The following is a 24330-nucleotide window of genomic DNA, read 5'->3' as shown; positions in this document are numbered from 1 at the left end:
CCTGGGCCCCTTCCGTTTCGGGACGGGCCCAGGTTTTTTCGTTCTCGAGGACAAAGGATCCGAATGAAACCGCTCGATCCGAGATTGCTGCGCTATGCCCGGGCTGCGCGCGGTGTGTTCGTTCTGGGAGCGCTCTTCGGGCTCCTCCGCACTCTCGCAATTATTGCGTGGTGTTGGAGTCTCGCGCAGATGATTGCGGCGGCGGTACTGCCGATTATCGGCATGCCGACGGGCTTGGTGAGCGATGGATCCTTTGCCCTCACGGATCTTTCTTGGCTGGCACTCGTCGCGGTCGCCGCGCTGTTCCTGCGCTCGCTCGCCTCCTGGGGCACCGACGTGGTCGCCGCGCGGGGCGCGGTCAAGGTGAAACAGCAACTGCGCGGTGCGGCGCTTGATGCGCTTGATGTGGGATCTCCGGAACGCGGCGATGGCAAGTCCGATGCGGAACTCACGACCTCGCTAGGACGCGGGCTCGATGCGCTCGACGGCTATTTTTCAGGCTACGTGCCACAGCTGATCCTGACCGTGATCGCGACCCCCTTGCTTGTTCTCTCAGTCTTCCTCGCGGACCCGGTCAGCGCGATCACCGTGTTGATCGTCTTTCCGGTGATCCCGCTATTCATGATTATGATCGGCATGGCCACGCAGGCAGTGCAAGACCGCCAGTGGGCGCAGCTGCAGCACCTTTCTGCGTCGTTTCTTGACGTCGTCTCCGGACTCTCCACCCTCAAGATTTTTGGTCGTGAACAGCGCCAGAGCGAACGAATTGCGCGCGAGACCGACGAGTATCGCTCGCGCACCATGAAGGTGTTGCGGGTTACCTTCCTTTCCGGTTTTGTGCTTGATCTTGCCGGTACCTTTTCGATTGCTCTCGTTGCGGTGACGGTGGGCACCCGCCTCGTCAGCGGCGATTTTCCGCTCGCGCTTGGTTTGTTTGTGTTGCTGCTGCTCCCCGAGGTATTCATTCCGATCCGCCAGGTGGGGGCGGCTTTCCACGCGTCGACTGAGGGGTTGTCGGCTTCGGCTGAGGTGTTTGAGATCATCGAAGGCAGCGCAGACGCGGGCTGGATCGTGGACGGGTATGAAGCACGCGGGGAGCGGAGTCCGCTGGGCTTTGCCGGTGTCGAGATCACGCGGAACGGTCGCTCCATCATGGAACCGGTGAGTTTTGAGGTCGCGCCTGGCGAACTAGTTGTGCTTGCGGGCCCTTCCGGGTCTGGCAAGTCGACGTTGCTTTCAGCGCTGTTAGGTTTTGTCAATCAGAGCGCAGGTACCGTCTACCGCCCCTACGAGGTCGCCTGGGTGGGCCAGCGCGCGGGGCTCTTGCAGGGCACCGTGGCGAGTAACGTCGCGCTGGGTGATCCCGAGCCTGATGCGGAGATGATCGATCGTGCCCTCGTTGCCGCCGCGCTCCCCGGCCTCGCCCAAAACACGGTACTCGGCGCATCGGGAGCAGGACTCTCCGGCGGGCAAGCGCAGCGTGTGAGTATCGCCCGCTGCCTGTATCGCGCATGGCGGTATGACGTCGGCGCAGTGTTGCTCGACGAACCGACCTCGGCGCTCGATGCCGCGAGTGAGGCGGCGATCTGCGCTGCACTGCGCGCCGAGGCGAATGCTGGCCGCGCGGTGCTCGTGGTGAGCCATCGACCAGGAGTACTTGAAGCGGCAGATCGGGTGGTACGTGTTGCGGGAGCAGCGTACTCGGAGTCACCCGCGGCAGAAACCGAGGTGACAGCGTGAGCGATCGCCGAACGGATACGACGAAACGACTCACCGACCGGCAGGCGGTCTTGCAACGCGCCATGCCGAGCCGGAAGCGGAGTCTTCCAGGCCTCAGCGTTGGCGTGCTCGCTGACGCCTCAGCGGTGGGTTTGCTCGCGCTGAGCATGTGGCTGATCACCCGTGCCGGAGACCAGCCGCCCATCCTGCACCTGACGTTCGCGATTGTCGGGGTGCGTGCGCTCGCGATTGGGCGGGCAGCGTTCCGATACACGGAGCGCATGTTCAGCCATGATGCGGCGCTTGCACAGCTCGCAAAGCTTCGCACCACCACGTTTGAGGCGCTCGTGCCGCGAGTTCCCGGCGCGATTGAGACTCGCCGTCGGGGTGAAGTCCTCGCGGCGTTTGTCGATGATGTTGATCAGTTACAGGATGAGCCTCTGCGGGTGCGCCAGCCGATCGTGGTGAGCGCGGTGGTGGTCGGGCTGAGCCTGCTGCTGATCGGCGTCGCTTCGATCCCCGCCGCCCTCATACTTGCCGCGTGTGTTCTCGTTGCCGGGCTCCTCGCCGTGTGGCTGGCAAACCGGATTGCCGGACGCAGCGACCGCGAGTTGAGTCTCGCCCGCGCGGCCCTCGTCGACGCACTGCTCGAGCGCTTGGCGGCCTCGGAAGTGCTCGCGGCCTTTGGTGCGGTCGGTCTGCAGCGTCAGCGAATCTCCGACTGTGAAGCCAGGCTCGCCCGGGTGCAGTTGGAGCGCAGCCGCGCTGCGGGGCTCACTGGTGCGATCCTGGCGCTGGTATCCGGCGCTGGCTCGTTGCTTGTCCTGTGGGTGCTCCTGCCGGGGCTCGGCACCGCGATGACCACCGCGATGTTTGGCGCGATCGTCGTTGTGCCCGCGGCAGTGTTCGAGGTATTCGCGCAGTATCCCGCGGCGATCGCTGCGAGGCGCACGGTCGAAGCGAGCGCGGACCGAGTGGCGTCGCTGACGAACGAGGACTTGCCGCCGGAGATTCCGGTGGATCCTGCAGTGAATGACGGAGATGCTGCTTCGGCCGGGGCCGATGCCCGAGGCAGCGATGTCGGCGATGCGGCCGCGCCGCTGATCGAAGTGACCGACTTGTCTGCACGGCACCCTGGCGCATCGCGTACCGCGTTTAGTGGCATCAGTTTTGCGCTGCACAGCGGTGAGACGCTGGTCGTGACGGGGGAGAGCGGCGCGGGCAAAAGCACGCTGGCGCTCGTGCTCGTGCGCTTCCTGGAGTATGCGGGCAGCTACCGGGTGCGCGGCGTTGAGGCGCGGACACTTCCCGGGAGGGTTCTGCGTCAGATAGTGGGGCTTTGCGAGCAGAACCCGCACCTGTTCGACACAGATCTGCGCCAGAATCTCAAGTTTGCGCGCGACTCCGCGACGGATGACGAACTGATGGCGGTGCTCGAACAGGTCGGCTTGAGCGAGTGGGCGCGCACCCGCGGTGGCCTCGACGCGCAGGTCGGCGAGCGCGGCGCACTCGTGTCCGGTGGTCAGGCGCAGCGCATCGCGCTCGCGCGTGCACTGCTCGCAGATTTCCCTGTGGTGGTGCTTGACGAGCCGACCGCCGGCGTGGACCGGGAACTCGCCGATCGGCTCCTCACGGATCTCATCGGCGCAGTGCCCTCTGACCGGGCGGTCGTGCTCATCACCCATACGGAGATTCCCGCGGGTATTGAGAGTAAGACCCTCGAACTGCCCGCGCCCGGAGAAGTGGTGCCAGGATGAGGTACACCGGGATCTACACATTTCCAGAGCAGAATCCGCGGGCCTGGTTGTGGCTGTTTTGGGGATTAAACGGCAGTTTCTTGATCATTGCGCTCGTTACGCTGCTGCCCTCAGCGATCTTGGGAAGAGGAATGACCTCGACCGGGGTTGCCGTTTTGATCGCGATTCCACTCGTAAACGCGGTGATCGTGCCGATCATGATCGCGCAGCTGAAGAAACGAGTCAGCTTCGATTTCGATAACGGGATCTTCTTCTCGAACAGATCTCGCCCCCTGTATGCCTCACGTCTAGCCATGCTGGTGCACATTCGCCGCCTCATGGGCCAGATGTCGCCGGGCCTCACACCCTCATATTTCGCACGCTTGATGGCGACATGGAGCTGAAGCAATGGATGTACCGAGATACACCGGAGATTAGCGCGCGAAACGAGGCCGCACTCGCCTTTGTCTGGCAGTGGCTTCAGATTCCGGATCACTACTCTCAACTGCGCGACGTTGGGTTATGGGGTGAGGAGCAAGTGATCGGTAAGCAAGAAGCTCTCGTTGTACTCAGGCGCACCGTGGTGACAAATCCAAACGACCCCTACGCGCGCTGATCTGGCTGGGTGAGTGGTTGCCAATAGCGGTCGAGGGCCTCTCTGAACCACTTCAGCCGGGCTTCCTGAGGGTGCTGGGTGGGAACCCCGTCGATTGCGGTGACTACACGGATGCCGTGGAGAGCGTTCACCGCCCACACCTCACACTGGGTGAGGTCCGCGGGGGAGATCCTGCTAGGAGCAATGGCAAATTCATGAGTGAGAAGTTGTTCAGTGACTGAAGCGACTCGATGTCTGCGTGCTTCGACGACATAGCCCTCTTGGTCGGTAGGGTCCCACCACACGAGGCTCGTGGTGGCGCCTTCAAGTGCGTAGCCTTCAGCGTCCGTGAGCAGCGCCTCGGCGCCAAGTTCTCGGTTGAGTTCGGCGAGGCGGGCAATGTTGGGTCCCTTACGGGCTCGGGATTCAAGGGTGAATCCCGAAAAGCTGCGCATTTCGAGCTGGGTGCCGAGTTCTGGGAGTGGACGGAGGCTCAGCGCGAACTCGGGATCCTGCCCCGCGCCGCCCCACAGTTCGAGCCGCGGAAACCCCTCGCCGTACTCCTGAATGCGTGAAACAGCGTCTGCGAGAAACCCGTCCGCCGATTGACTCTCCGTCACCGCACAAACCCCGGTCAGAAATCTCGCCAGGTGCCGATCCCAACCTCGCACCTCGGGCTGCCCTGTCGCGGGATTCACTCGTACCCGAAACGAATCGGCGACGAGCAGGCGGCGCTGATCCGCAGTCACCCGAGCACCGAGTAGCCGAGTGGGAAAGGCGCCGGCGCCGCGAGTGCCAGGATGGGCCTCTGGCTCTCTCCGCCGCGTTTCGCTGGCCGTCGCGAGATCGTATCTGCGCACCACCCGCTCGTGCCCACAAAGGCTTCAGCGTTCGCCCACGTTCTCATGCCGCGAGCGTACCATCCGCGCTCCCGTCCCTGACCATGCCCGGCTGGGCTGCGCCAAGTTGGTGTTGGTGTGTGCGCAAATGGTTCTTATCGTGGCGCAAAAGAACAATCTGCGCACACGCCACACGCCACACGCCACACGCAACACACGCCTCACGCCTCATGTCTGCGGCGGCGGCAGGGTGGGGCAGGGCTGAGTGGGCACTACGCTGGGAGGGTGAGTGGCGCAGTAGAACGCGGGCGAAGGCGGGGGCGCTGGATCGCGCGGCCCGTTCCGTTCCCGCACGATCTCGGAGCCGTGGCGAGGCGCCTGGCTGCTGCTGCCTCGGCCGGCTGGTTCTGGCTCGACGGTGAGGCTGATGGCGGCTGGAGCTACCTCGGCATCGCGTCGGAAGTGCGCGTGGCGGAGCTCCGCCGCGAGCTGGAGTTTTTGACCTCTTTGCGAGAAGAGAACGGTTCCGACGGCCGAGGTTTCTTTGGGGGCTGGATCCTCGCCCTGGGCTACGAGTTTGGGGTGGGGCTGCTGGGGCTCGATCCCACGCCGGATGATGCCTCACCGGGCTTCGCACTGCGGATCGACACCGTGCTTGCGATCAACGAAGCGGAGGGCGGGCAGAGCTCCGAGGTTCTAGCGACGCCGCGCTCGACGCGTGGGTGCTGCGATTTGGGGGTGCGTTGGTGACTGGGGCGCACGGCACGGATTCCGCACACGAAGAACGTTTGGTGGCGGAGGGGTACTCAGACCGCGATGATCCTGCGATTCGCGAGCGAACGCAGGATGACGGATGGGGTGTTCGGCGAACGCAGGATGACGGGTGGGGTGTCCGGCGAACGCGGGATGACGGATGGGTTGGCACGTCAACGCAGGATGCGTCCCGGCTGGGGGCGCAATGGCGACACAGTGATGCGGAGTACTGTGCGCGCGTCGCGGAGGGTAAGAGCGCCATCGCCGACGGTGATGCATATGTACTCTGCCTCACCGATACGGCGACGATGCGCGGGCACTTCGACCCGCTGGATCTTTACCTCTCGCTGCGCAATCGAGGCGGGGCGATTCGCGGCGGCGTGATCGTTGCGGGGGATCGCGCGCTCGTCTCGGCCAGCCCGGAGCGGTTCTTGAGCGTGCAGGGATCCACGGTTGCGACGCACCCGATTAAAGGAACGCGACCGCGAAGCGCTGATCCAGAACGCGATAGGGAATACGCCGCGGAACTTGCCGCCGATCCCAAAGAACTCGCCGAGAACCTCATGATTGTGGATCTCATGCGAAACGACCTCAGTCGGGTGTGCACGCCAGCGAGTGTGCGCGTGGACGGATTCCGATATGTCGAGACGCACCCGCACGTGCATCAGCTGGTGAGTACGGTCTCGGGCGACCTGGATCTAAGGTTCGATACGGTCGATGCGATTTCGGTGACCTTTCCCGGAGGCTCGATGACTGGCGCACCCAAGCGTCGCGCGGTTGAGATCCTGGCGGAGATGGAAGCCGGCCCGCGAGGACTCTATTCGGGTTGTTTCGGGTGGCTTGATGTACGGGGAGACGCCGAGCTTGCAATGACAATTCGTGGGATCGAACTGCGCGAGCCAGACTCTGCGACTGGCCGATTTCGGCAGGCGCGCGTGGGCGCGGGAGGCGGGATTACCGCTGATTCCGAGCCCGCAGCTGAGCTGCGCGAGAAGCACCTGAAGGCCGCGCCGTTGCTTGCAGCCCTCGCTGAGGTCTCAGCACGGTATTCTTGAGGAATCTGTGCGTGACCGCGCGAGCGGCACGATCCCGAAGTAAACGAGGTGTGTGTGACTGAGCAGCAGGGGCGCGAGTCCGAAGGCTACAACTTTCAGGCGATTCAGGATCGCTGGCTTCCCGTGTGGGATGAGCTGAAGCCTTTTGAGGTGACCGATGCTGACACCACCAAGCCGACGAAGTACGTGCTCGACATGTTCCCTTACCCGTCGGGCGACCTGCACATGGGGCACGCCGAGGCGTTCTGTTTCGGTGACGTGCTCGCGCGCTACTGGCGTGGCCGTGGCTACGACGTGCTGCACCCGATTGGCTGGGACTCCTTCGGGCTTCCCGCCGAGAACGCGGCGATCAAACGCGGCGTCGATCCGCGCGAGTGGACCTACGCGAATATCGCGCAGCAGAAGGCGTCGTTCCGTGTGTACGCGCCCTCCTTTGACTGGAGCCGCGTGCTGCACACGAGCGACCCCGAGTACTACAAGTGGAACCAGTGGATCTTCCTGAAGATGTACGAGAAGGGGCTGGCCTACCGCAAGGCGAGCTGGGTGAACTGGGATCCGGTGGATCAGACGGTGCTCGCGAACGAGCAGGTGCTTGCAGACGGTACGTCAGAGCGTTCGGGCGCAATCGTCGTGAAGAAGAAGCTGACGCAGTGGTACTTCCGCATCACGGATTACGCCGATCGTCTGCTTGAGGATCTCGATCAGCTTGAGGGCAAGTGGCCGAGCAAGGTCCTGAACATGCAGCGCAACTGGATCGGGCGCTCGCGCGGTGCCGAGGTCGAGTTTGAGATCGAGGGACGCGACGCGAAGGTTCCCGTGTTCACGACGCGCCCCGACACGCTGCACGGCGCGACGTTCATGGTGGTCGCTCCCGATTCCGATCTTGCCGCCGAGCTGGCGTCCGGTGCCTCGCCTGAGGTTCGCATGCAGTACCAGGCATATTTGGAGCAGACGCAGAAGCAGACCGAGATTGAGCGGCAGAACGCTGATCGTGAAAAGACTGGTGTCTTCCTCGATCACTTCGCGGTCAATCCGGTCAACGGCGAGCGCATTCCCGTTTGGGCATCCGACTACGTCCTCGCCGACTATGGGCACGGCGCGATCATGGCGGTGCCAGCGCACGATCAGCGTGACCTCGACTTCGCGCGGACCTTTGAGCTGCCGGTTCGCGCCGTGCTTGATGTTCGTGACGCCGATGGTGCGCCGCTCCCGGATCCGGCGGTCAGCGGCGTCGCGACCACCGGTGACGGTACCCTCGTGAACTCGGGTGAGCTCGATGGTCTCGATAAGGCCGCCGCGATCGCGAAGGCCATCGAGGTGCTTGAAGCCCGCGGCACCGGCCGTGCTGCCACGACGTACCGGCTGCGGGATTGGCTGATTTCTCGTCAACGCTACTGGGGCACACCGATCCCGATTCTGCACGGAGAAGATGGCTCCATGCAGCCGGTAGCGGAGAGTGAATTGCCGGTTGAGTTGCCCTCTTCCGCGGGGCTTGACCTGAAGCCGAAGGGTACTTCGCCGTTGGGCGGTGCGGAGGAGTGGTCGAGCGTCACGGACCCCACGACCGGGGCAACGCTGCGGCGTGATCCCGACACGATGGACACCTTCGTCGACAGCTCCTGGTACTTCTTCCGGTTCCTGTCTGCGCAGGACGACTCGCAGCCCTTCGATCCAGCGGCGGCCAAGAAGTGGGCGCCCGTCGATCAGTATGTTGGCGGTGTGGAGCACGCGATTCTGCACCTGCTGTACTCCCGCTTCATTACGAAGGTGATGCACGATCTCGGCTACATCGATTTCGACGAGCCCTTTATGGAGATGTTGAATCAGGGCATGGTGCTGCTCGATGGCGCAAAGATGTCAAAGTCGAAGGGCAACCTCGTCGAGTTCGCTTCGGAACTTGAAGCGCACGGTGCCGACGCGCTGCGGGTGACGTTGGCGTTTGCTGGTCCGCCCGAGGACGACATCGACTGGGCGGATGTTTCAGTGCAGGGCTCGGCGAAGTTCTTGGCGCGCGCGTGGCGGATCGCGGACGATGTGCAGGCGACCGGCTCGCAGCCCGGCGTGGACTTTGCGACTGGGAGAAGACCCTGCGCAAGCACACGCATAAGCTGCTCGCGGATGCGCCGGGACTCATCGAGTCCTACAAGTTCAACGTGGTCGTTGCTCGTCTGATGGATCAGGTCAATGTGACCCGCAAAACGATTGACGCCGGTGTCGGTGCGGCGGATCCCGCGGTGCGGGAATCCGCAGAGGCGATAGCCGTGATTCTGTCACTGTTCGCTCCCTATGCCGCGGAGGACATGTGGGCAAAGCTTGGGCACGAGCCCACGGTGGCGCTCGTCGAATGGCCGAGTGCGGATCCGGCGCTGCTGGTCGAAGACGAGGTCACGATGGTGGTGCAGGTCGACGGCAAGGTGCGGGATCGCCTTGTGCTGCCTGCGACGGTGTCTGAGGCTGAGGCTGAGGCCGCAGCGCGCGCCTCTGCTGCGGTGACGCGCGCGATCGGTGACCGCCAGGTTGTCAACGTCGTGGTGCGCGTGCCAAAGATCGTGAGTATCGCGACAAAGCCTGCTTAGCGGGGGAGATAAGCGAGTGCCGGGTCGTGAATGAACGACCCGGCACCATGTCGTGTAAAGGGTCCAATTCGGCAACGATCGTCGCCCATGTAGCTGTTTGGTGTGTCCATTTACTCGATTTCCTGTGAATTGCATCCCCTTGCATCAATTTTCACCGCGAAGAAGGTACGATATCTCACTGTTGCCTACTTGCTAATTGGTGTGTAGGCGTTGATTTGTCTAGTTTTACATCCTTGGGGGATCATGACTCGCGTCTATTCTGATGCTGTCCGGCGTGCTGCCGGATCACTGTTGTCCGTTTCTCTGGTGCTTGCATCAGCCACTGTTGGCATTTCCGCGGCACACGCAGAAGTTGAGTCGACAGTTGCGACAGAGGTGTCTCTCGGTTCTGGCTCCACACTCGGTGGGACCACGCTGACGATCCCGACGCAGCAGCTCGCCTTCACTTCGATGGCTTCCTGTGGCACAGCGTCCTTGGGGATGACCCAAGACGGAACTGTGTACACCTGGGGGAGCGGCGCGGGAGTCGGTCAGGGAGACAGCGTCTTCACATCGTTGCGACCCGCCCCGCTTGCAGGGGATCACCGCTTCAAATCCGTTTCCATCGGCCCAGGGTGTGGCGGCATCGGCATCGATGTTGACAGCAAAGCCTGGGTCTGGGGAGCCAACAACTCCAACCAGATCGGTGATGGCACAACGACCGCTCGCTTCACCCCGGTCCCTCTGCCTCTCCCAGAGGGCGTCACCCTTGCCTCCGCAGCCATTACGCGAGTGGGCATTGCCCTTTCGACTGACGGCGACGTCTACACCTGGGGCTATTCCAATACTGGGGCTTTGGGATCTGGCCTGCGGGTCGACAGGAGAACGGTGCCGACCAAAGTCGACGGACTGCCGAAGATTGCACAGATCTTCGAGGCAGGCGAGTCGCACGCCGTGTTTGTAAAGGACGTTGACGGCAATTTCTGGTCATGGGGCGACAAATCGACCAATGGGCAGGGAGTTCAACTCGACACCCCACAGCTGTGGGCTGACGCACCTGACTTTATCCAGATCGTCGGGGCCATTGGTGCAGCAGCCGGCGTCACCTCAAATGGCGAGATCTACTCCTGGGGGCAGGCTGTTTACGGTGAGCTGGGGCGTCCGGTGCCAAGTGCAACGAGCGAACAGCCCGGCGTGGTTCAGCTGCCTGCTGGGAAGCGCGCCACCCAGATCGCAAGCTACGTGTACGCGTTTACCGCGCTCGCTGAGGACGGCACCGCGTACAGCTGGGGCTTCGGAGATAGCGGTCGCCTCGGCACCGGGTCAACGAGTGATCAGTCTGAGCCGACCAAGGTCAATACTTCCAAGAAGTTCTCGCTCATCGCCAACGGAAACATGTCTCCGCTCGCGGTAGCGACGACGGGCGAGGCGTACGGCTGGGGCATTAACTACTACGGTCAAATGGGAACCGGTGCAACCTCAACCTCACCGATTCTCTCGCCGGCGCCCCTCGGTCTCGATCAGCCGCGTGTGTTGGTGGGGGAAGTCGAGGCGAGTAACGTTCGCTTGCTGCCGAACGGTGACCTTTCCTTTGCGGTACCCGCGCAGGCGGTCAGCGGCACCTACCCTGTCACCGTGCGCGGTGTCCAGGTGGGGACCTTCACCTATGGCACTTCGCCCGCCGTTGTTGCTGATCCTGTAGCTGCGATGACGTCGGGCCCCGCCGAGCGAGTGGTACTCACCGCTTCAGGATCTGGCGATGAGGCGCCTCAGATCGTATGGCAGTCCGCCATTGCCATTGACGACAGCTGCGTTGATCCATCGACCGTGTGGACAGACATCGCGGATCCGGCGGTTGAGAACACCACGACCGCCACGACCGCAAGTGACCTGGGCCGGACTGACTCGGAACTGGCGATAACGTCTCCGACGACGGCGGGCCTCTACTGCTACCGCGCAGTCATGGTGAACGCGCTCGGTACTGAAACAGAAACGAATGTGGTGACGGCACCCACGGTGGTCCGTGTTGTCGCGGGCGCTGCGAAGGCTGCGACCATCGCGACATCGACTGACGCCGCGCTAGCGGACGGTGCTGACCCCGTCATCGTGACCGTGTCTGTGTTTGACGAGTTCGACAATCCCCTTGCCGGGGAAGACGTCGAGCTGAGCGCCTCGCTCGGAACTGTGGATCCTCTCGTCGATAACCAGGACGGAACGTACACCTCCACGCTGACCTCAGTTCAGGAGGGCGAAGCAGTTGTGACCTTTGACGTGACGAATCTCGAAGGATCCGCATCGGTGAAGTTCCTCCCTGTCGCCGTTGCGCCGGGGCCCGGGCCGACGTCGCCGGTGCCCGACACGAAGCCAGCCACAAAGCCAGCGCCGGGCGAAGACGTTGTGCCGGGAGCGAAGGTTTCACCCGCGAGTGCAGGCGGTCTCGCCACGACCGGTGCTGAGTCGATGCTTTTCATCGGAGGGTTCGCTGGGCTCGCACTGCTCGGCGGTGCGATGCTGGTGCTGCGGCGTCGACGCGCATAACTGAACGAACAGGGTGTTCGGGCGTTCACTCTCGACGAGTGAGCGCCCGAACAGTTGTCCTGTGCGGAGGGTGAGCAACCCTCGTTCACAGGCGCGTTGTGGCCCACGATTCTGACGGGTTATGCACAGATGCGGTGACAGGCCTCCGTAAGCGGGTTTCCCGTCCTATCGTGTGTGCATGAAACCTCAACTCTCACCCAATCGAACACGCAGCCCCCTCAACGATGGGGCCGGCCCACGGCATCTCAATTCTGATGATAGCGATGTGTCGTCGGAACAGACGCCACGCGGATCAGATCCTCCGCTGAGTTCTGAGGCGGTACTCAGGCGGGGTGCGTGGCATGAACGCGCCACCGTTGAAAGCGGGCCCTCCGCACAACCCGAGGCGCTCGAATGGCGGCCAGAGCAGACACTTCGACAGCGAATCACCCGTTCGGTCTCGGTGCCCGCGGTCGCCGGAGCTGCGGTGTTTGTGGTTGCGGTGGTGATCGCGATCATCATGACGATGCTCCAGAGCGGTGCGGGGATCGACACGACCTCGGCGGCTGCTCACGATGGGGCCGCAGAGGCTGCTGCGCCCGGTACGCCTTCCGGCGAAAATGAGCCCCCCGCCGACACCGTTGTATTTGTGCACGTCGTTGGAGAAGTGCTGAATCCAGGGGTTGTTGAGCTGAACGCTGGCGCCCGCGCTTCCGAAGCCATTGAGGCAGCGGGCGGAGCCACGCCAGAGGCGGCACTGGCCGGCGTCAATCTAGCGAGGGTGGTGGTCGACGGTGAGCAGCTTCTGGTGCCCGATGCGGAGCAAGCGGCCGCGCAACGGGCTTCCGCGGCTGTAGAGGGCGGAGGTGTGACGAGTGGCGGTTCCGCCACCCAGGGCGGCCTCGTTAACCTGAACTCGGCGGACGCTGCACAGTTGGAAACGCTGCCGAGAATTGGCCCGGCACTTGCCCAGCGCATTGTGGACTGGCGGCAGACGAACGGCGCCTTCTCGAGTGTCGAGCAGCTCCTTGAGGTCTCCGGTGTTGGGGCGAAGATTTTGGAGAACCTGCGGGATCGGGTGACGGTGTGAGTCGGCCGCCGCCTGGGCGCTGGCGGCTGCTAGCTCCCGCGCTCCTCGCTTGGGCAATAACGGCATGGGCGGTGACCCAGCCCGGCACCGGGTGGTGGGTGTGTGTCGCGAGCGTAAGCTGCGGGGTACTCGCACTCGCATTCGCCCTTCAGCGCGGCAGAAATCGCGCAGCTTGGCGACTGCTCGCGCTGAGCTGTGCGGCACTGGTCGTGTTGGGGGCCACCATCAACGCGGGTGAGTGGCAGCGTGCGGATCCGATGCTCGAAGAAGCTGCGGTGCGGCGTGCGGATCTCGGGATGCAGGTGACCATTGTGACATTTGCGGCGGAAACGCAGGGCGGGTTCGGTGAACGCTTCTGGGTCCGGGCGACGGTGCATGCGCCGAGAGGCGATATCCCAGTGCTGCTGTGGGTGGACGGTGAGACGGATGCCCGCTGGGTTCCGGGATCACGCCTGGAACTGAGTGGCCGCCCTGAGCGGCTCGAGGCGGGATCGGCTGCCGCGTATGGTGTTACGGTGGCCGACAGTGACGCGGCGGTGCCCGCGGCACCCCGCGGTGCGTGGTCACTTGCGGCGGGCGCCGGGGTGGTCGCGAGCGAACTGCGGCTGGGGCTGCGTGAAGCGACGAGCAAGCTGCCCGGAGCCACTTTGTTGCCTGGCTTTGCCGTCGGAGATACCTCCCTCGTTGACGAGCATCTCCAGAACGCGATGCTCGAAAGCTCCCTTACACATCTCACCGCGGTGTCAGGCGCGAACTGCGCGCTCGTGACAAGTTCGATCATGTGGGTGAGCTCGCGGTTGGGCGCGGGAAGACGGGTGCGGCGGATCCTCGCCGCCGCTGCTCTCACGTGCTTTGTCTATGTTGTTGGGCCAGACCCGAGTGTGCAGCGAGCCGCGGTGATGGCCGCCGTCGTGCTGATCTCCGGCTACGGTGGCAAGCGTTCGCAGGCGCTTCCGAGCCTGGCGGTCGCGATCCTGCTGTTGCTCGCGCTCGATCCGTGGCAGGCGCTGCATCCCGGGTTCGGGCTTTCGGTCGCGGCCACTGCGGGGATTCTGTTGGGGGTCCCCGCGCTGAGCGCTGGCCTGCAGAAGCGATTGCACATACCGCGGGTGTTGGCGGTGCCCATCGCGATGGCGCTTGCGGCGCAGATCGCGTGTGGTCCACTGTTGTTGCTGTTACAGCCAGGGATCCCCGCCGCGGGCATCTTAGCGAATGTGCTCGCGGCCCCCGCGGCACCCCTGGGCACGGGGCTTGGTCTTCTCGCCATGTTGTTACTGCCCGTCGCTGAGTCGCTGGGAACACTGATCCTGCACGTTGCTGCGGTTTCGGCACGATGGGTTGCTGCCACCGCGGAGATCTGCGCACAACTCCCGTTTGCCCGCTGGATCTGGCCGGAAGGCTGGTCGGGGCGGCTCTGTTGACGCTTGTGCAGGTGCTTCCGATCCTCGCCTGGGCGTTGCACACCGGGCGTCTTCCGTGGCCGGGAACCGCGCGCGTACGCGGGAGGGTTCCCTGGGTTGAGAACGGTGAGTCTCCGCGTGTGCCCCGTGCAGTGCGGGGCGCGGTGGCGGTCCTGTTGTGCGCGGCCTGCGGCATCTTCGCCGGGGTGACGCTCGTGTCTCCGCTGACGCAGCGGGCGAGCGTGCCCGGTGACTGGGCGGTTGTCGCATGCGACGTCCACCAGGGCGACGCGATACTGCTGCGAGAACCGGGTGTCCCCAACAGCACGATTCTGGTTGACACGGGAGACAGCCCCGAACTCATCGAGGACTGTCTGGCCCGCTTCGGCGTTCACCGCATTCGGCTCTTAGTGCTGACGCACGACGACCAGGACCACGTCGGGGCGCTCAGCGCGGTAGCCGCGATCACGGAGGCTGCGCTGGTGTCACCTCCGGTCGCGGAGTATATTCCTGGCAGCGAGGGCGTCGCAGGCGCTTCACCGCGGCCGCTGCTGCAAGAACTTGAAGAATATGGTGTGCCGTACCGAGTGGGCGTTGAGGGGATGCGAAGCGACGACCCCGGGGTGCGGTGGGAGATTCTTGCGCCCGAGCCCGGGCGCGTCGTCACGGACGAGAACGCGACCAGCCTCGTGCTGCTCGCGAGCGCGGGCGGCCTCACCACCCTTCTTCTTGCGGACACCGGCGAAAACGAACACCGAGCACTCCTGGCGCGCGGTGTGGGTCTCCGCGCTGACATCGTAAAAGTTGCACATCACGGCTCAAGAAACCAGGACTCGCGCCTGCTCGCTGCAACCGCAGCAAGGTTTGGGCTGGTGTCTGTGGGGGCGGAGAACCGGTATGGACACCCAAACGAGGTTGTGCTCACGGCAATGCGCGATGCGGGCATCATCGCGTTACGGACCGACGAACTCGGATCGATTGCGCTCCGCAAGGTCGCGGGGGAAATCCATGCCTGGAGTGTGCGCGCACCCGAAGAAACGGGGGAGCAAGGACGCGAAGAGCTGCGTGATCTTCCCGCGCGTAGCGGGAGCGATGTCGGTGCCACCGAGTAGGGTTAATGCGTGGCAACCGCACGAAGCACCAAGACCAAGATCCCGCAGCTGAGCTGGACGGAGGCGCAGCCCGCGCCGGTCGTTCTCATCTCCGGGCCCGAGGCCTTTCTTGCCGACCGCGCGGGCCAGGCCATCCGCGACGCACTGAAGGCGGAACGCGCCGATCTTGAAGTACACGACATCGACGCGGCCTCCTACACCGCTGGTGAGCTGTTCACGCTCGCGAGTCCCTCGTTGTTTGCTGAACCACGCCTGATCCGGGTCGACAGCGTCGAGAAGTGCTCCGACGCGTTCCTGGAAGATGCGAAGCGATACGTGGTGGAGCCGGCAGAAGACACGACGCTGGTGCTGCGGCACGGTGGCGGTGTGCGTGGCAAAGCACTCCTTGACCTGGTGCGCGGGGGCAACGGCGTCGAGTTTGTGTGCGCCGAGGTGAAGAAGGACCAGGATCGTCTCGCGTTTGCGCAGGCCGAGTTCGCCCGCTTGGGCGCACAGATCGCCCCTGGTGCGCTTCGAATGCTCGTGGCCGCCTATTCGGGGAGTATCGGCGAACTTGCTGGGGCGTGCGGGCAACTGGTGTCTGACCTCGGTACCAAGATCACCGAAGAACACGTCAATCGCGCGACGGAGGGCAGGGTCGAAACGAACGCGTTCAAGGTCGCCGACGCCGCGACAGCGGGGCGCGCAGCAGAGGCCCTTGTGCTCCTCAGGCAGGCATTCTCGACGGGCATCGACCCCATTCCGATGCTTGCGGCACTGAATTTTAAAATGCGGGGGATCGCCCGCGCGTTTGGTGCGACCGGCAGCGGAGGTCAACTCGCGAAAGATCTCGGGATGGCTCCCTGGCAGGCCGATCGTGCCGTGAAGGATGCTCGCGCCTGGCGTGAAGAGGATCTCGCGAGGTGCATGGATCTGGCCGCCGAGACCGAGTGGCTCCTCAAAGGCGGCAGCCGCGATCCCGAGTATGCCCTCGAGAAGTACCTGCTCTTCGTTGCTCGCCGCGGCCGCTAGAGTTGGGGCGCGCACCCTTCGTCATCCTGCGTGCAGTCGCGGATCCTCGCTGCCGAAGCGAACGGTGATGGGGTAACGCAAAAGTGCCCCCGGTCCGCAGAACGGGGGCACTTTGAAAGCCAAAGCAGCAGTCTTAGAGAGCTGCAACCTTTGCAGCGATCTTCGACTTGCGGTTCGCAGCCTGGTTCTTGTGGATGACACCCTTCGAAACGGCCTTGTCGAGCTTGCGGGTCGCCAGCTTCAATTTTGCTTCTGCCTCAGCCTTGTCACCAGCGGCAATCGCCTCGCGAGTCGCGCGCACGACGGTGCGGAGCTCGCTCTTGTAGGCGCGGTTACGCTCGGTAGCCTTCTGGTTGGTCTTGATGCGCTTGATCTGCGACTTAATGTTTGCCACGTTGGGTTGTGTCCTTAAGGTCATTACGTAGTTACGGGATGTTCCGCGCGGCGGGTAGAGGGCACCTTGCGGGGTGTGTGGTGTGAACCACACGCAAGCCAAGAACCAACTTTAGCAGATTTGGCCTGGCAATGCGCGCAGTAGGGGTGCGTCATTTTCTGGGTCATGTTGCGGCTTAGGGGCGCTCAAGATGGCGCAGTCCACTGATGTACTCGGCAGGGGAGAGCGGTCCTTGCATCGCCGTGTGAGTAATGAACCCCTGCGCGAGTGCGACGAGGATAAAGGAAGTGCGATCGGCGAGTTGAGTGGCCTGCTCTTCGGAGGGAGTCTGTTGACGCGCCCAAGGGGTCACGGCGTCGCGCATTGCCGCGCGCATCTGCCCGAGTAGGCCTTGAACAACCTCTCCAAGAGCGGGATCCGTGATTGATTCGCTCCACATCTGCATGACGACGGCGAAGAGCACCGGTTGGTTGATGGCCCCCGTCAGTACCGCCTCGAGGAGTTCAGATGGTGTCGGGGATCCGCCGCGCTTGACGAGTGCGTTGAGTTCGTCGACCCGGGCGCCGAGAATGACGCCCGCGACATAGCGGGTCATTGCGCAAGCTTCCCGCACGGAGCGCCTAACTTCTGCGCTCAGTGAAGTAGTGAGATAATGGCTGGCAATGTCTCCACGCAGCGTAAACCCACAGATCCCGGCGTCAACTGACCCCGAGAGGATCCGCAACTTTTGCATCATCGCCCACATCGATCACGGTAAGTCGACCCTTGCCGATCGCATGCTGCAGATTACTGGTTCTGTGCCGGATCGGGAGATGCGTGCGCAGTACCTCGACCGTATGGACATCGAGCGTGAGCGTGGCATCACGATCAAGTCGCAGGCGGTGCGGATGGCGTGGGAATTCGAAGGGCGGTCCTATGCGCTGAACATGATCGATACCCCCGGTCACGTCGATTTCAGCTACGAGGTATCTCGCTCGCTCGCGGCCTGCGAGGGAGCCATTCTGTTGGTGGATGCCGCTCAGGGGATCGAGGCCCAGACACTCGCGAACCTGTATCTCGCGATGGAAAACGACCTCGAGATCATCCCTGTCTTAAACAAGATTGACTTGCCTGCTGCTGACCCGGAGCGGGTGTCGCAGGAGATCGCCGATCTCATCGGTGGCAATGCGCAAGACATTCTGAAAGTCTCCGGCAAAACGGGCATGGGTGTCGAGGAACTGCTCGATAGAGTCGTCGAACGAGTGCCCGCTCCGACCGGCGACGCTGATGCGCCTGCGCGAGCCATGATCTTCGATTCTGTCTACGACCCCTACCGTGGTGTTGTGACCTACGTTCGTATGATCGACGGACGACTGACGCCGCGCGAGAAGATCCTGATGATGTCGACGCACGCGGAACACGAAGCGCTAGAGATCGGCGTATCATCTCCGGAACCCGTCGCAGCCAAGGGGCTCGCGGTGGGTGAGGTTGGCTACCTCATCACGGGCGTGAAAGACGTCCGGCAGTCCAAGGTCGGTGACACCGTCACGACAAAGCTGAAGCCTGCGAGCGAAGCGCTGCCTGGCTATACCGATCCTAAGCCGATGGTCTTCTCAGGCCTGTACCCGATCGACGGCTCAGATTATCCGGTTCTTCGCGAGGCTCTTGACAAACTCAAGCTCTCTGATGCCGCCCTGCAGTATGAGCCAGAGACTTCTGTTGCGCTCGGCTTTGGCTTCCGCTGTGGCTTCTTAGGCCTGTTGCACCTTGAGATCATTTCGGAGCGGTTGCGGCGAGAATTCGATCTGGATCTGATCGCAACCGCACCCAGTGTGGTGTATCAGGTGACGACTGAAGACAAAAAAGAGATTACCGTCACGAATCCTTCGGAGTATCCGTCGGGCAAGATCGCGAGCGTACGCGAACCCATTGTGCGCGTTGCGATCCTCGCCCCCAAGGACTACGTGGGCACCATTATGGAACTGTGTCAGTCCCGCCGTGGCAGTCTGATGGGCATGGAGTACCTTGGCGAGCGGGTCGAGCTGCGCTACAGCATGCCGCTCGGTGAGATCGTTTTTGACTTCTTTGACCATCTGAAGAGTCGCACCCAGGGCTACGCGAGCCTTGACTACGAGCCGATGGGAGAGCAAGAAGCGGATTTGGTGAAGGTAGACATTCTGTTGCAGGGCGAGCAGGTTGACGCCTTCAGCGCGATCGTGCACCGCGACAATGCCTACGGCTACGGAACCATGATGACCGAGCGGTTGCGCAAGTTGATTCCGCGGCAGCAGTTCGAAGTGCCTATCCAGGCGGCAATTGGATCGCGGATCATCGCGCGCGAGAACATCCGCGCGATCCGCAAAGACGTGCTAGCGAAGTGCTATGGCGGCGACATTAGCCGAAAGCGCAAGCTGCTCGAAAAGCAGAAGGAAGGCAAGAAGCGTATGAAAATGGTTGGCCGAGTCGAGGTGCCACAGGAAGCCTTTATCGCCGCCCTCTCGGGGGATGTCGAGGGTAAAGACGCGGCTAAGAAGTGAGTGAACAGGGCGGTAGTCGACGAACAAGCCACCAGGAAATGCCCGCCAGCTATGCCGCGGTGGGCGCATCGAAGTTTGCAGATCTGTTGCGCTTTCCCCCTGAAGGCAGCACTCCCTACGAGGAGACCCTGCAGCTCGGCAGCGGCCAAGACCGTTTCATCGCGGCCTCAAGCCTGCTGATGACCTGGGGTGCGCAGCGCGGTGCCGGGCTCGCGGTCGTTGACATCGAGCGGGGCCCGAATGACACCTACCTCGGCCCTGAGTTTGATGACCAGGGCCGGCCACTCTCGGTGGGCGAGCGCGAGGAACAGTTTGGCCCCGACGGCGAGCCGTATCTGGTCGCGGGATCCTCGGCGACGCTGCGCAGTGCTGACGGAACTGAGCGCCGGATCCTGGTCGTGTACACGATCAATCAAGAGCGTGTTGTCGGCTTTGCTTGGGGCACCCAGGACGATGCCGGCGTGGTTGGCGAGCAGCGGTTCACCGTCGAATTTCGCGATGACGGCACCGTATGGGCTGTTGCGCGCGGCTTCCTCACCGCGCCGAAGAATGGACTCCTCGGGTTGAAAGCCCGCGCAACCACCAAAGACGCGATTGAGTCGGTCAGAGCGCAGATCCGCGCACTTGCTCCCGGCGGTGCGGTGGTAACAGACGCTCGCGAGTCGAACGCCAGCGAAAGCACCGGTTCTGGTGGCGAGTAGCCTTCCAGACGGTGAGGCAGCTCCCGCTGACGGCTCGCTCCCCGAGAGCGTGGCCGCAGGATCACAGGATCGCCGCTTCGGTGTCTACGTTCACGTCCCATACTGTCGGGTGCGCTGCGGCTACTGCGACTTCAACACCTACACCGCCAGCGAGTTGGGCGGCACAAGCCAGCACGACTACGCAGGCCAGGTGTGCCAGGAGCTCCACTTCGCGGGCCAGACACTTCGGCGCGCCGGTGTTGCCGAGCGCCCGGTGTCGACCGTCTTCTTTGGTGGCGGCACCCCCACGCTGCTGCCGGCCAGCGATCTGGTGGCAATGCTCGGCAGCATCACGCGCGAGTGGCCGCTCGCGGAAGGCGCTGAAGTAACGACCGAGGCGAACCCTGATTCCGTCGACGAAGCCTACCTGCACACGCTCGCGGAGGCGGGCTTCACCAGGGTGAGTTTCGGTATGCAGTCTGCGGTGCCGCACGTCTTGAAGACTCTGGATCGGACCCACTCGCCCGAGCGGGTCCCGCTGGTGACGCGCTGGGCGAAGAACGCGGGCCTGCAGGTGAGTGTGGATCTGATCTATGGCACGCCGGGGGAGAGCCTCGCCGACTGGGAACGCTCGGTCGAGGCGGCGCTCGCCACCGATCCCGATCACATTTCTGCGTACGCGCTGATTGTCGAACAGGGCACCAAACTTGCGGCGCAGATCCGCCGCGGCACCGTGCCCGCCCCGACGAGGATCTCCACGCCGAGATGTACGAGTTCGCCGATGCCCGCTTCGTGGAGGCGGGCTTCAGCTGGTACGAAATCAGTAACTGGTCGCGTTCGCCCGAGACTCGTTCGCGCCACAATCTCGCCTACTGGACCGGCGAGGACTGGTGGGCAGCAGGCCCGGGCGCCCATAGCCATATTGGTGGGGTGCGCTGGTGGAACGTGAAGCACCCGGGTCCCTACGCCGAGCGGATCGCCCGGGGCGTCTCGCCCGCGCAGGCGCGCGAGATCCTGAGTCCGCAGGCGATCCGTGACGAACGCGTGCTGCTCGAGACGCGGATCTTCTCCGGGCTGCCGACCGAGGTGCTCACGGCCGAAGAGCGGCGGGCGATCCCGGATCTCGTTGCCGACGAGCTCATTGACGGTCGCGCCGCGATCAAGGGACGTATCGTGCCGACGCTTCGAGGCCGCTTGCTCGCCGACACGGTTGTGCACCGTCTGCTGAGTTGAAGCGGACCGCCAGGAAGCCTGCGCTAGACTTGGCACTCAGTAGTGCCGAGTGCCAACGCACTCGCGTTTGTTTGGGAATGAGGACGGAGGGGTAGCTGTGGTTTCTGAGCGAAGTCTTGCTGTGTTGCACGCCATCGTCAGCGACTACGTTTCTCTGAACGAACCCGTCGGGTCCAAGGGCATCGTCGATCGCCACAGTTTTGGCGTCTCCGCTGCGACGATCCGCAACGACATGGCCTCCCTCGAAGAAGACGAGCTGATCGCTCAGCCGCACACCTCCTCGGGGCGAGTGCCGACGGACAAGGGCTACCGGCTCTACGTTGACACGCTCGCGAAGATCAGGCCGCTCTCGGCGGCACAGCGATCCGCGATCGAGCGTTTTCTCGGCGAATCTGTTGACCTCGACGACGCAATGAGCCGCACCGTTCGTCTGCTGTCCCAGCTCACCAATCAGGTCGCTGTCGCCCAGTATCCCTCCCTGCGAAGAACCGTTGTGCGACACCTTGATCTGGTCGCGGTGGCCGAGGACCGGATCCTGTGCGTGCTGATTCTCGGCAGCGGGGTGGTTGAGCAGCAGATGGCGCGACTCCCCGCCGCCCGCGTGTCTGAAGCTTGGGTGCAGGGGCTTCGCGAGCGGATCGCAGCCGCCGTGGTCGGTCGCGATGTCGACGCAGCCGCGGCAGAAGTGGTCAAGCTTGAGACTTCCGTCTCCGATTGGGCGCCGCCCGGCGAAGGGGAACTCGTAAGCTGCGTACTCGAGGCGGTGTCGACCCAGTTGCAGGCCAATCGCAGCGACCGGATCGCGATCGCCGGTGCCGCGAACCTCTCCCGGCCCGGCTTCGAGGGCAGCCTGCCGCTCGTCCTCGAAGCGATTGAGGAGCAGGTTACCCTGCTGCGCCTTTTCGACGAGCTGGTGCAGGATGAGCGTGATGTCGCCGCGTCAATCGGCCGCGAAAACGAGGCATACGGGCTTTCCGAAGCCTCTGTGATCGCGTCCAGCTACGAGGCTGAGGGCACCTCGGTGTCTCGCCTTGGCGTGCTCGGCCCGGTTCGCATGGACTACGCGAGTAACATCGCATCCGTGCGCGCGGTTGCGAGATACCTCAATCGGCTTCTTGGCGAGGATCAGTGAGCCGGCAAAGCTCGACTCGCACACGTTGACACTTCAGAACCACCCACTACCCCTGTGAGGAGCACAATCCGTGGCCGACCACTACGAGACCCTCGGCGTGACCCGTGAGGCGACACCCGAAGAGATCAAAAAGGCCTATCGCCGGCTTGCGCGCGAACTGCACCCCGATGTGAATCCGAGTGAAGAAGCCTCGGAGCGTTTCAAAGGTGTGACCCATGCCTACGACGTATTGAGTGATCCCGAACAGCGGCAGCGCTACGACATGGGCGGCGGCCAGTCCGATATGGGCGGCTTTGGTGACATTTTCGAGACGTTCTTTGGCGGTGGCGGTTTTGGGGGCGGCCAACGCGGCCCCAGGTCACGCTCCGAGCGCGGCGAAGACGCGATGATCCGCGTGGATGTTTCCCTCGAAGAGGTCATTTTTGGGGTGCAGCGCGACGTCACCGTGAACACCGCGGTGCTCTGCGGCGCCTGCCAGGGCAGCTGCTGCCAGCCCGGCACCCAGCCCGTCACTTGCGACGTCTGCCACGGCCAGGGCCAGGTGCAGCGCCAGGTGCGCTCGCTGTTTGGCAACGTTGTCACCATGCATCCCTGCGGCAGCTGCCACGGCTACGGCACCGTTATCGAACACCCCTGCGTCGAGTGTGCAGGCAAGGGGCGGGTGCGCGAGAAGCGCACGATCCCGGTCGATATCCCCTCGGGGATTGACACCGGAACCCGCATGCAGATGCGCGGCGGCGGTGAGGTCGGGCCAGGCGGGGGCCGAACGGCGACCTCTTCATCGAGTTCCGGGTCACGCACCACGACATCTTCAGCCGCGACGGCAACGATCTGCTCTGTACGATGCAGCTTGCGATGACCGACGCGATTCTCGGCACTGAAGCGACGGTCGGGGCGCTCGACGGCGATGTGAACGTCGAGATTCCAGAGGGTACACAGTCGGGCGACGTCATCACGATCCGCGGGCGCGGGATCCAGGCCTTGCGCACCACGACGCGCGGGGATCTGAAGATCGCCGTGCAGGTCGCGACTCCCGAGAAGCTGTCGAACCGGGAGAAGGATCTTCTGCGCCAGTTCGCTGCCCTCCGTAAGGATCAGCCCCCTCACCTGGGCGAGTTTCAACAGAGTTTCTTTGGCAAGATCCGCGACCGCTTCTTCCGTCAGGGATAGCGGGCGGGATCGACGTGGCGAATCTCTACTTCGCTGATGCGGCTAATGCGGCTGATGCTTCACAGTGGCGGGCTGGCGCTCAGGTCACCATTTCGGGGGATGAGGGTCGCCACGCGGTGAGAGTAAGTCGCTTGCGTGCAGGCGAGCAGATCCTGGTTGGGGACGGTGCCGGAACGATTGGTGAGGGCAGTGTTGAGAGCGTCGCCAAAGACTCCTTTGTAGTGCGGCTCGCCCAGGTGTCCCTGCGCCCAGCGCCCACACCCCGTGTGGTGCTCGTACAGGCGCTCGCGAAGGGTGACCGAGACGAGCGCGCGGTCGAGCAGGCGACGGAGTTTGGCGTTGATGGCATCGTGCCGTGGCAGGCTGAGCGATCGGTGTCGCGCTGGAGTGACACGGACAAGGCTGCAAAGGGCGTGTCAAAGTGGGCGAGGATCGCACGCGAGGCTTCAAAGCAGTCGCTACGCGCGAGAATCCCCGAGGTGGAGGAACCGATCACCCTCGCCGGCCTGTGCGAGCTGGCTGCGTCTGATGGTGCTGAGGTCTTAGTGTTGCATCCTCGGGGCGTGATGGCGTTGAGCGCTTGGGCGCGAACATCGCTTCCTTCTGACGCACGTGAGGTCTACCTGCTTGTTGGTCCTGAAGGCGGGCTCTCCGACGCCGAGCTTGATGCTCTGGAAGCCGCAGGAGCAAACGTGCTGATGCTCGGCACCACCGTGCTCCGCACCTCCTCTGCAGGCCCTGCTGCCCTTACCGTTCTCAACGTCGCCCTCGGCCGCTGGTAGTAGCCCGGCAGACTGTCCTTGGTCACCGCTAGACTAATCGC

General features: G+C 63.6%; 18 protein-coding genes and 3 pseudogenes. 18 read left to right on the top strand and 3 right to left on the bottom strand.

Translation table 11 applies throughout. The annotated features are described in order from the left end of the window. Nucleotides 1-63 precede the first annotated feature (63 nt). The 4 genes from cydD to G7067_RS09935 are packed head-to-tail and all read left to right on the top strand — an operon-like array spanning nt 64 to nt 4071. A complete protein-coding gene (gene cydD / locus G7067_RS09950; RefSeq protein WP_166323901.1) occupies nt 64-1740 on the top strand; it encodes a thiol reductant ABC exporter subunit CydD in 1677 nt (558 codons plus the stop codon). Then, on the top strand, nt 1737-3476 hold the full coding sequence (cydC, locus tag G7067_RS09945; protein WP_244301056.1) for a thiol reductant ABC exporter subunit CydC: 1740 nt from the start codon (nt 1737-1739) through the stop codon (nt 3474-3476). The genes cydD and cydC overlap by 4 nt, the downstream gene beginning before the upstream one ends. Beyond that, nucleotides 3473-3859, top strand: coding sequence for a hypothetical protein (locus G7067_RS09940; protein WP_166323899.1), 387 nt, complete (start codon nt 3473-3475; stop codon nt 3857-3859). The genes cydC and G7067_RS09940 overlap by 4 nt, the downstream gene beginning before the upstream one ends. Then, nucleotides 3850-4071: a hypothetical protein gene (locus G7067_RS09935; protein WP_166323897.1), complete on the top strand. Its 222-nt coding sequence runs from the start codon at nt 3850-3852 to the stop codon at nt 4069-4071. Before G7067_RS09940 ends, G7067_RS09935 begins: the two co-directional genes overlap by 10 nt. Here G7067_RS09935 and G7067_RS09930 read toward each other — a convergent pair. Continuing rightward, entirely contained in the window at nt 4059-4799 is a 741-nt protein-coding gene (locus tag G7067_RS09930) for an aminotransferase class IV (RefSeq protein WP_166323895.1), read from the bottom strand. The genes G7067_RS09935 and G7067_RS09930 overlap by 13 nt on opposite strands. A gap of 375 nt (nt 4800-5174) precedes the next feature. On the opposite strand from G7067_RS09930, the gene G7067_RS09920 reads away from it, so the two are divergent. From G7067_RS09920 to holA, 8 genes and pseudogenes are all read left to right on the top strand, one after another. Next, nucleotides 5175-5639: a hypothetical protein gene (locus tag G7067_RS09920; RefSeq protein WP_166323891.1), complete on the top strand. Its 465-nt coding sequence runs from the start codon at nt 5175-5177 to the stop codon at nt 5637-5639. Beyond that, on the top strand, nt 5636-6697 hold the full coding sequence (locus G7067_RS09915; RefSeq protein ID WP_244301055.1) for an anthranilate synthase component I family protein: 1062 nt from the start codon (nt 5636-5638) through the stop codon (nt 6695-6697). The genes G7067_RS09920 and G7067_RS09915 overlap by 4 nt, the downstream gene beginning before the upstream one ends. A 54-nt stretch (nt 6698-6751) precedes the next feature. Then, nucleotides 6752-9273: pseudogene (gene leuS / locus G7067_RS09910) on the top strand (leucine--tRNA ligase). Between the two features lie 243 nt (nt 9274-9516). After that, on the top strand, nt 9517-11790 hold the full coding sequence (locus G7067_RS09905) for an RCC1 domain-containing protein (RefSeq protein WP_166323887.1): 2274 nt from the start codon (nt 9517-9519) through the stop codon (nt 11788-11790). A 265-nt stretch (nt 11791-12055) separates the two neighbouring features. After that, nucleotides 12056-12859, top strand: a complete 804-nt coding sequence (locus tag G7067_RS09895; RefSeq protein WP_244301054.1) for a ComEA family DNA-binding protein — start codon at nt 12056-12058, stop codon at nt 12857-12859. After that, on the top strand, nt 12856-14280 hold the full coding sequence (locus G7067_RS09890) for a ComEC/Rec2 family competence protein (protein WP_166323883.1): 1425 nt from the start codon (nt 12856-12858) through the stop codon (nt 14278-14280). The genes G7067_RS09895 and G7067_RS09890 overlap by 4 nt, the downstream gene beginning before the upstream one ends. A 5-nt stretch (nt 14281-14285) precedes the next feature. Continuing rightward, a complete protein-coding gene (locus G7067_RS09885) occupies nt 14286-15371 on the top strand; it encodes a ComEC/Rec2 family competence protein (RefSeq protein WP_244301345.1) in 1086 nt (361 codons plus the stop codon). Nucleotides 15372-15380: 9 nt separating this feature from the next. Then, complete coding sequence (holA, locus tag G7067_RS09880; protein WP_166323879.1) at nt 15381-16382, top strand: DNA polymerase III subunit delta; 1002 nt, start codon at nt 15381-15383, stop codon at nt 16380-16382. A gap of 133 nt (nt 16383-16515) precedes the next feature. Here the strand turns inward: holA and rpsT are convergent, their stop codons facing one another. Both rpsT and G7067_RS09870 read right to left on the bottom strand, forming a co-directional pair. Then, on the bottom strand, nt 16516-16776 hold the full coding sequence (gene rpsT, locus G7067_RS09875) for a 30S ribosomal protein S20 (RefSeq protein WP_166323877.1): 261 nt from the start codon (nt 16774-16776) through the stop codon (nt 16516-16518). A 175-nt stretch (nt 16777-16951) separates the two neighbouring features. Further along, entirely contained in the window at nt 16952-17371 is a 420-nt protein-coding gene (locus G7067_RS09870; protein ID WP_166323875.1) for a TetR family transcriptional regulator C-terminal domain-containing protein, read from the bottom strand. Between the two features lie 67 nt (nt 17372-17438). Between G7067_RS09870 and lepA the strand changes: the two genes are divergently transcribed. From lepA to G7067_RS09840, 6 genes and pseudogenes are all read left to right on the top strand, one after another. Further along, on the top strand, nt 17439-19292 hold the full coding sequence (lepA, locus tag G7067_RS09865; protein WP_166323873.1) for a translation elongation factor 4: 1854 nt from the start codon (nt 17439-17441) through the stop codon (nt 19290-19292). Between the two features lie 38 nt (nt 19293-19330). Beyond that, the gene (locus G7067_RS09860) at nt 19331-19993 is read left to right on the top strand and encodes a DUF1990 family protein (RefSeq protein WP_244301053.1); all 663 of its coding nucleotides are present in this window, start codon (nt 19331-19333) and stop codon (nt 19991-19993) included. Next, nucleotides 19983-21205: pseudogene (gene hemW / locus G7067_RS09855) on the top strand (radical SAM family heme chaperone HemW). Before G7067_RS09860 ends, hemW begins: the two are co-directional and overlap by 11 nt. Nucleotides 21206-21302: 97 nt before the next feature. Continuing rightward, the gene (gene hrcA, locus G7067_RS09850) at nt 21303-22337 is read left to right on the top strand and encodes a heat-inducible transcriptional repressor HrcA (protein ID WP_166323869.1); all 1035 of its coding nucleotides are present in this window, start codon (nt 21303-21305) and stop codon (nt 22335-22337) included. 70 nt (nt 22338-22407) lie between these two features. Then, nucleotides 22408-23507, top strand: a pseudogene (dnaJ, locus tag G7067_RS09845) (molecular chaperone DnaJ). Between the two features lie 14 nt (nt 23508-23521). Next, the gene (locus G7067_RS09840; RefSeq protein WP_166323867.1) at nt 23522-24289 is read left to right on the top strand and encodes a 16S rRNA (uracil(1498)-N(3))-methyltransferase; all 768 of its coding nucleotides are present in this window, start codon (nt 23522-23524) and stop codon (nt 24287-24289) included. Nucleotides 24290-24330: the final 41 nt, after the last annotated feature.

This window comes from Leucobacter insecticola, from assembly GCF_011382965.1.
Classification (GTDB): Bacteria; Actinomycetota; Actinomycetes; order Actinomycetales; family Microbacteriaceae; genus Leucobacter; species Leucobacter insecticola.
Note: the sequence above shows the minus strand (reverse complement) of the source record. Positions and strands in the feature narration are given on the sequence as shown.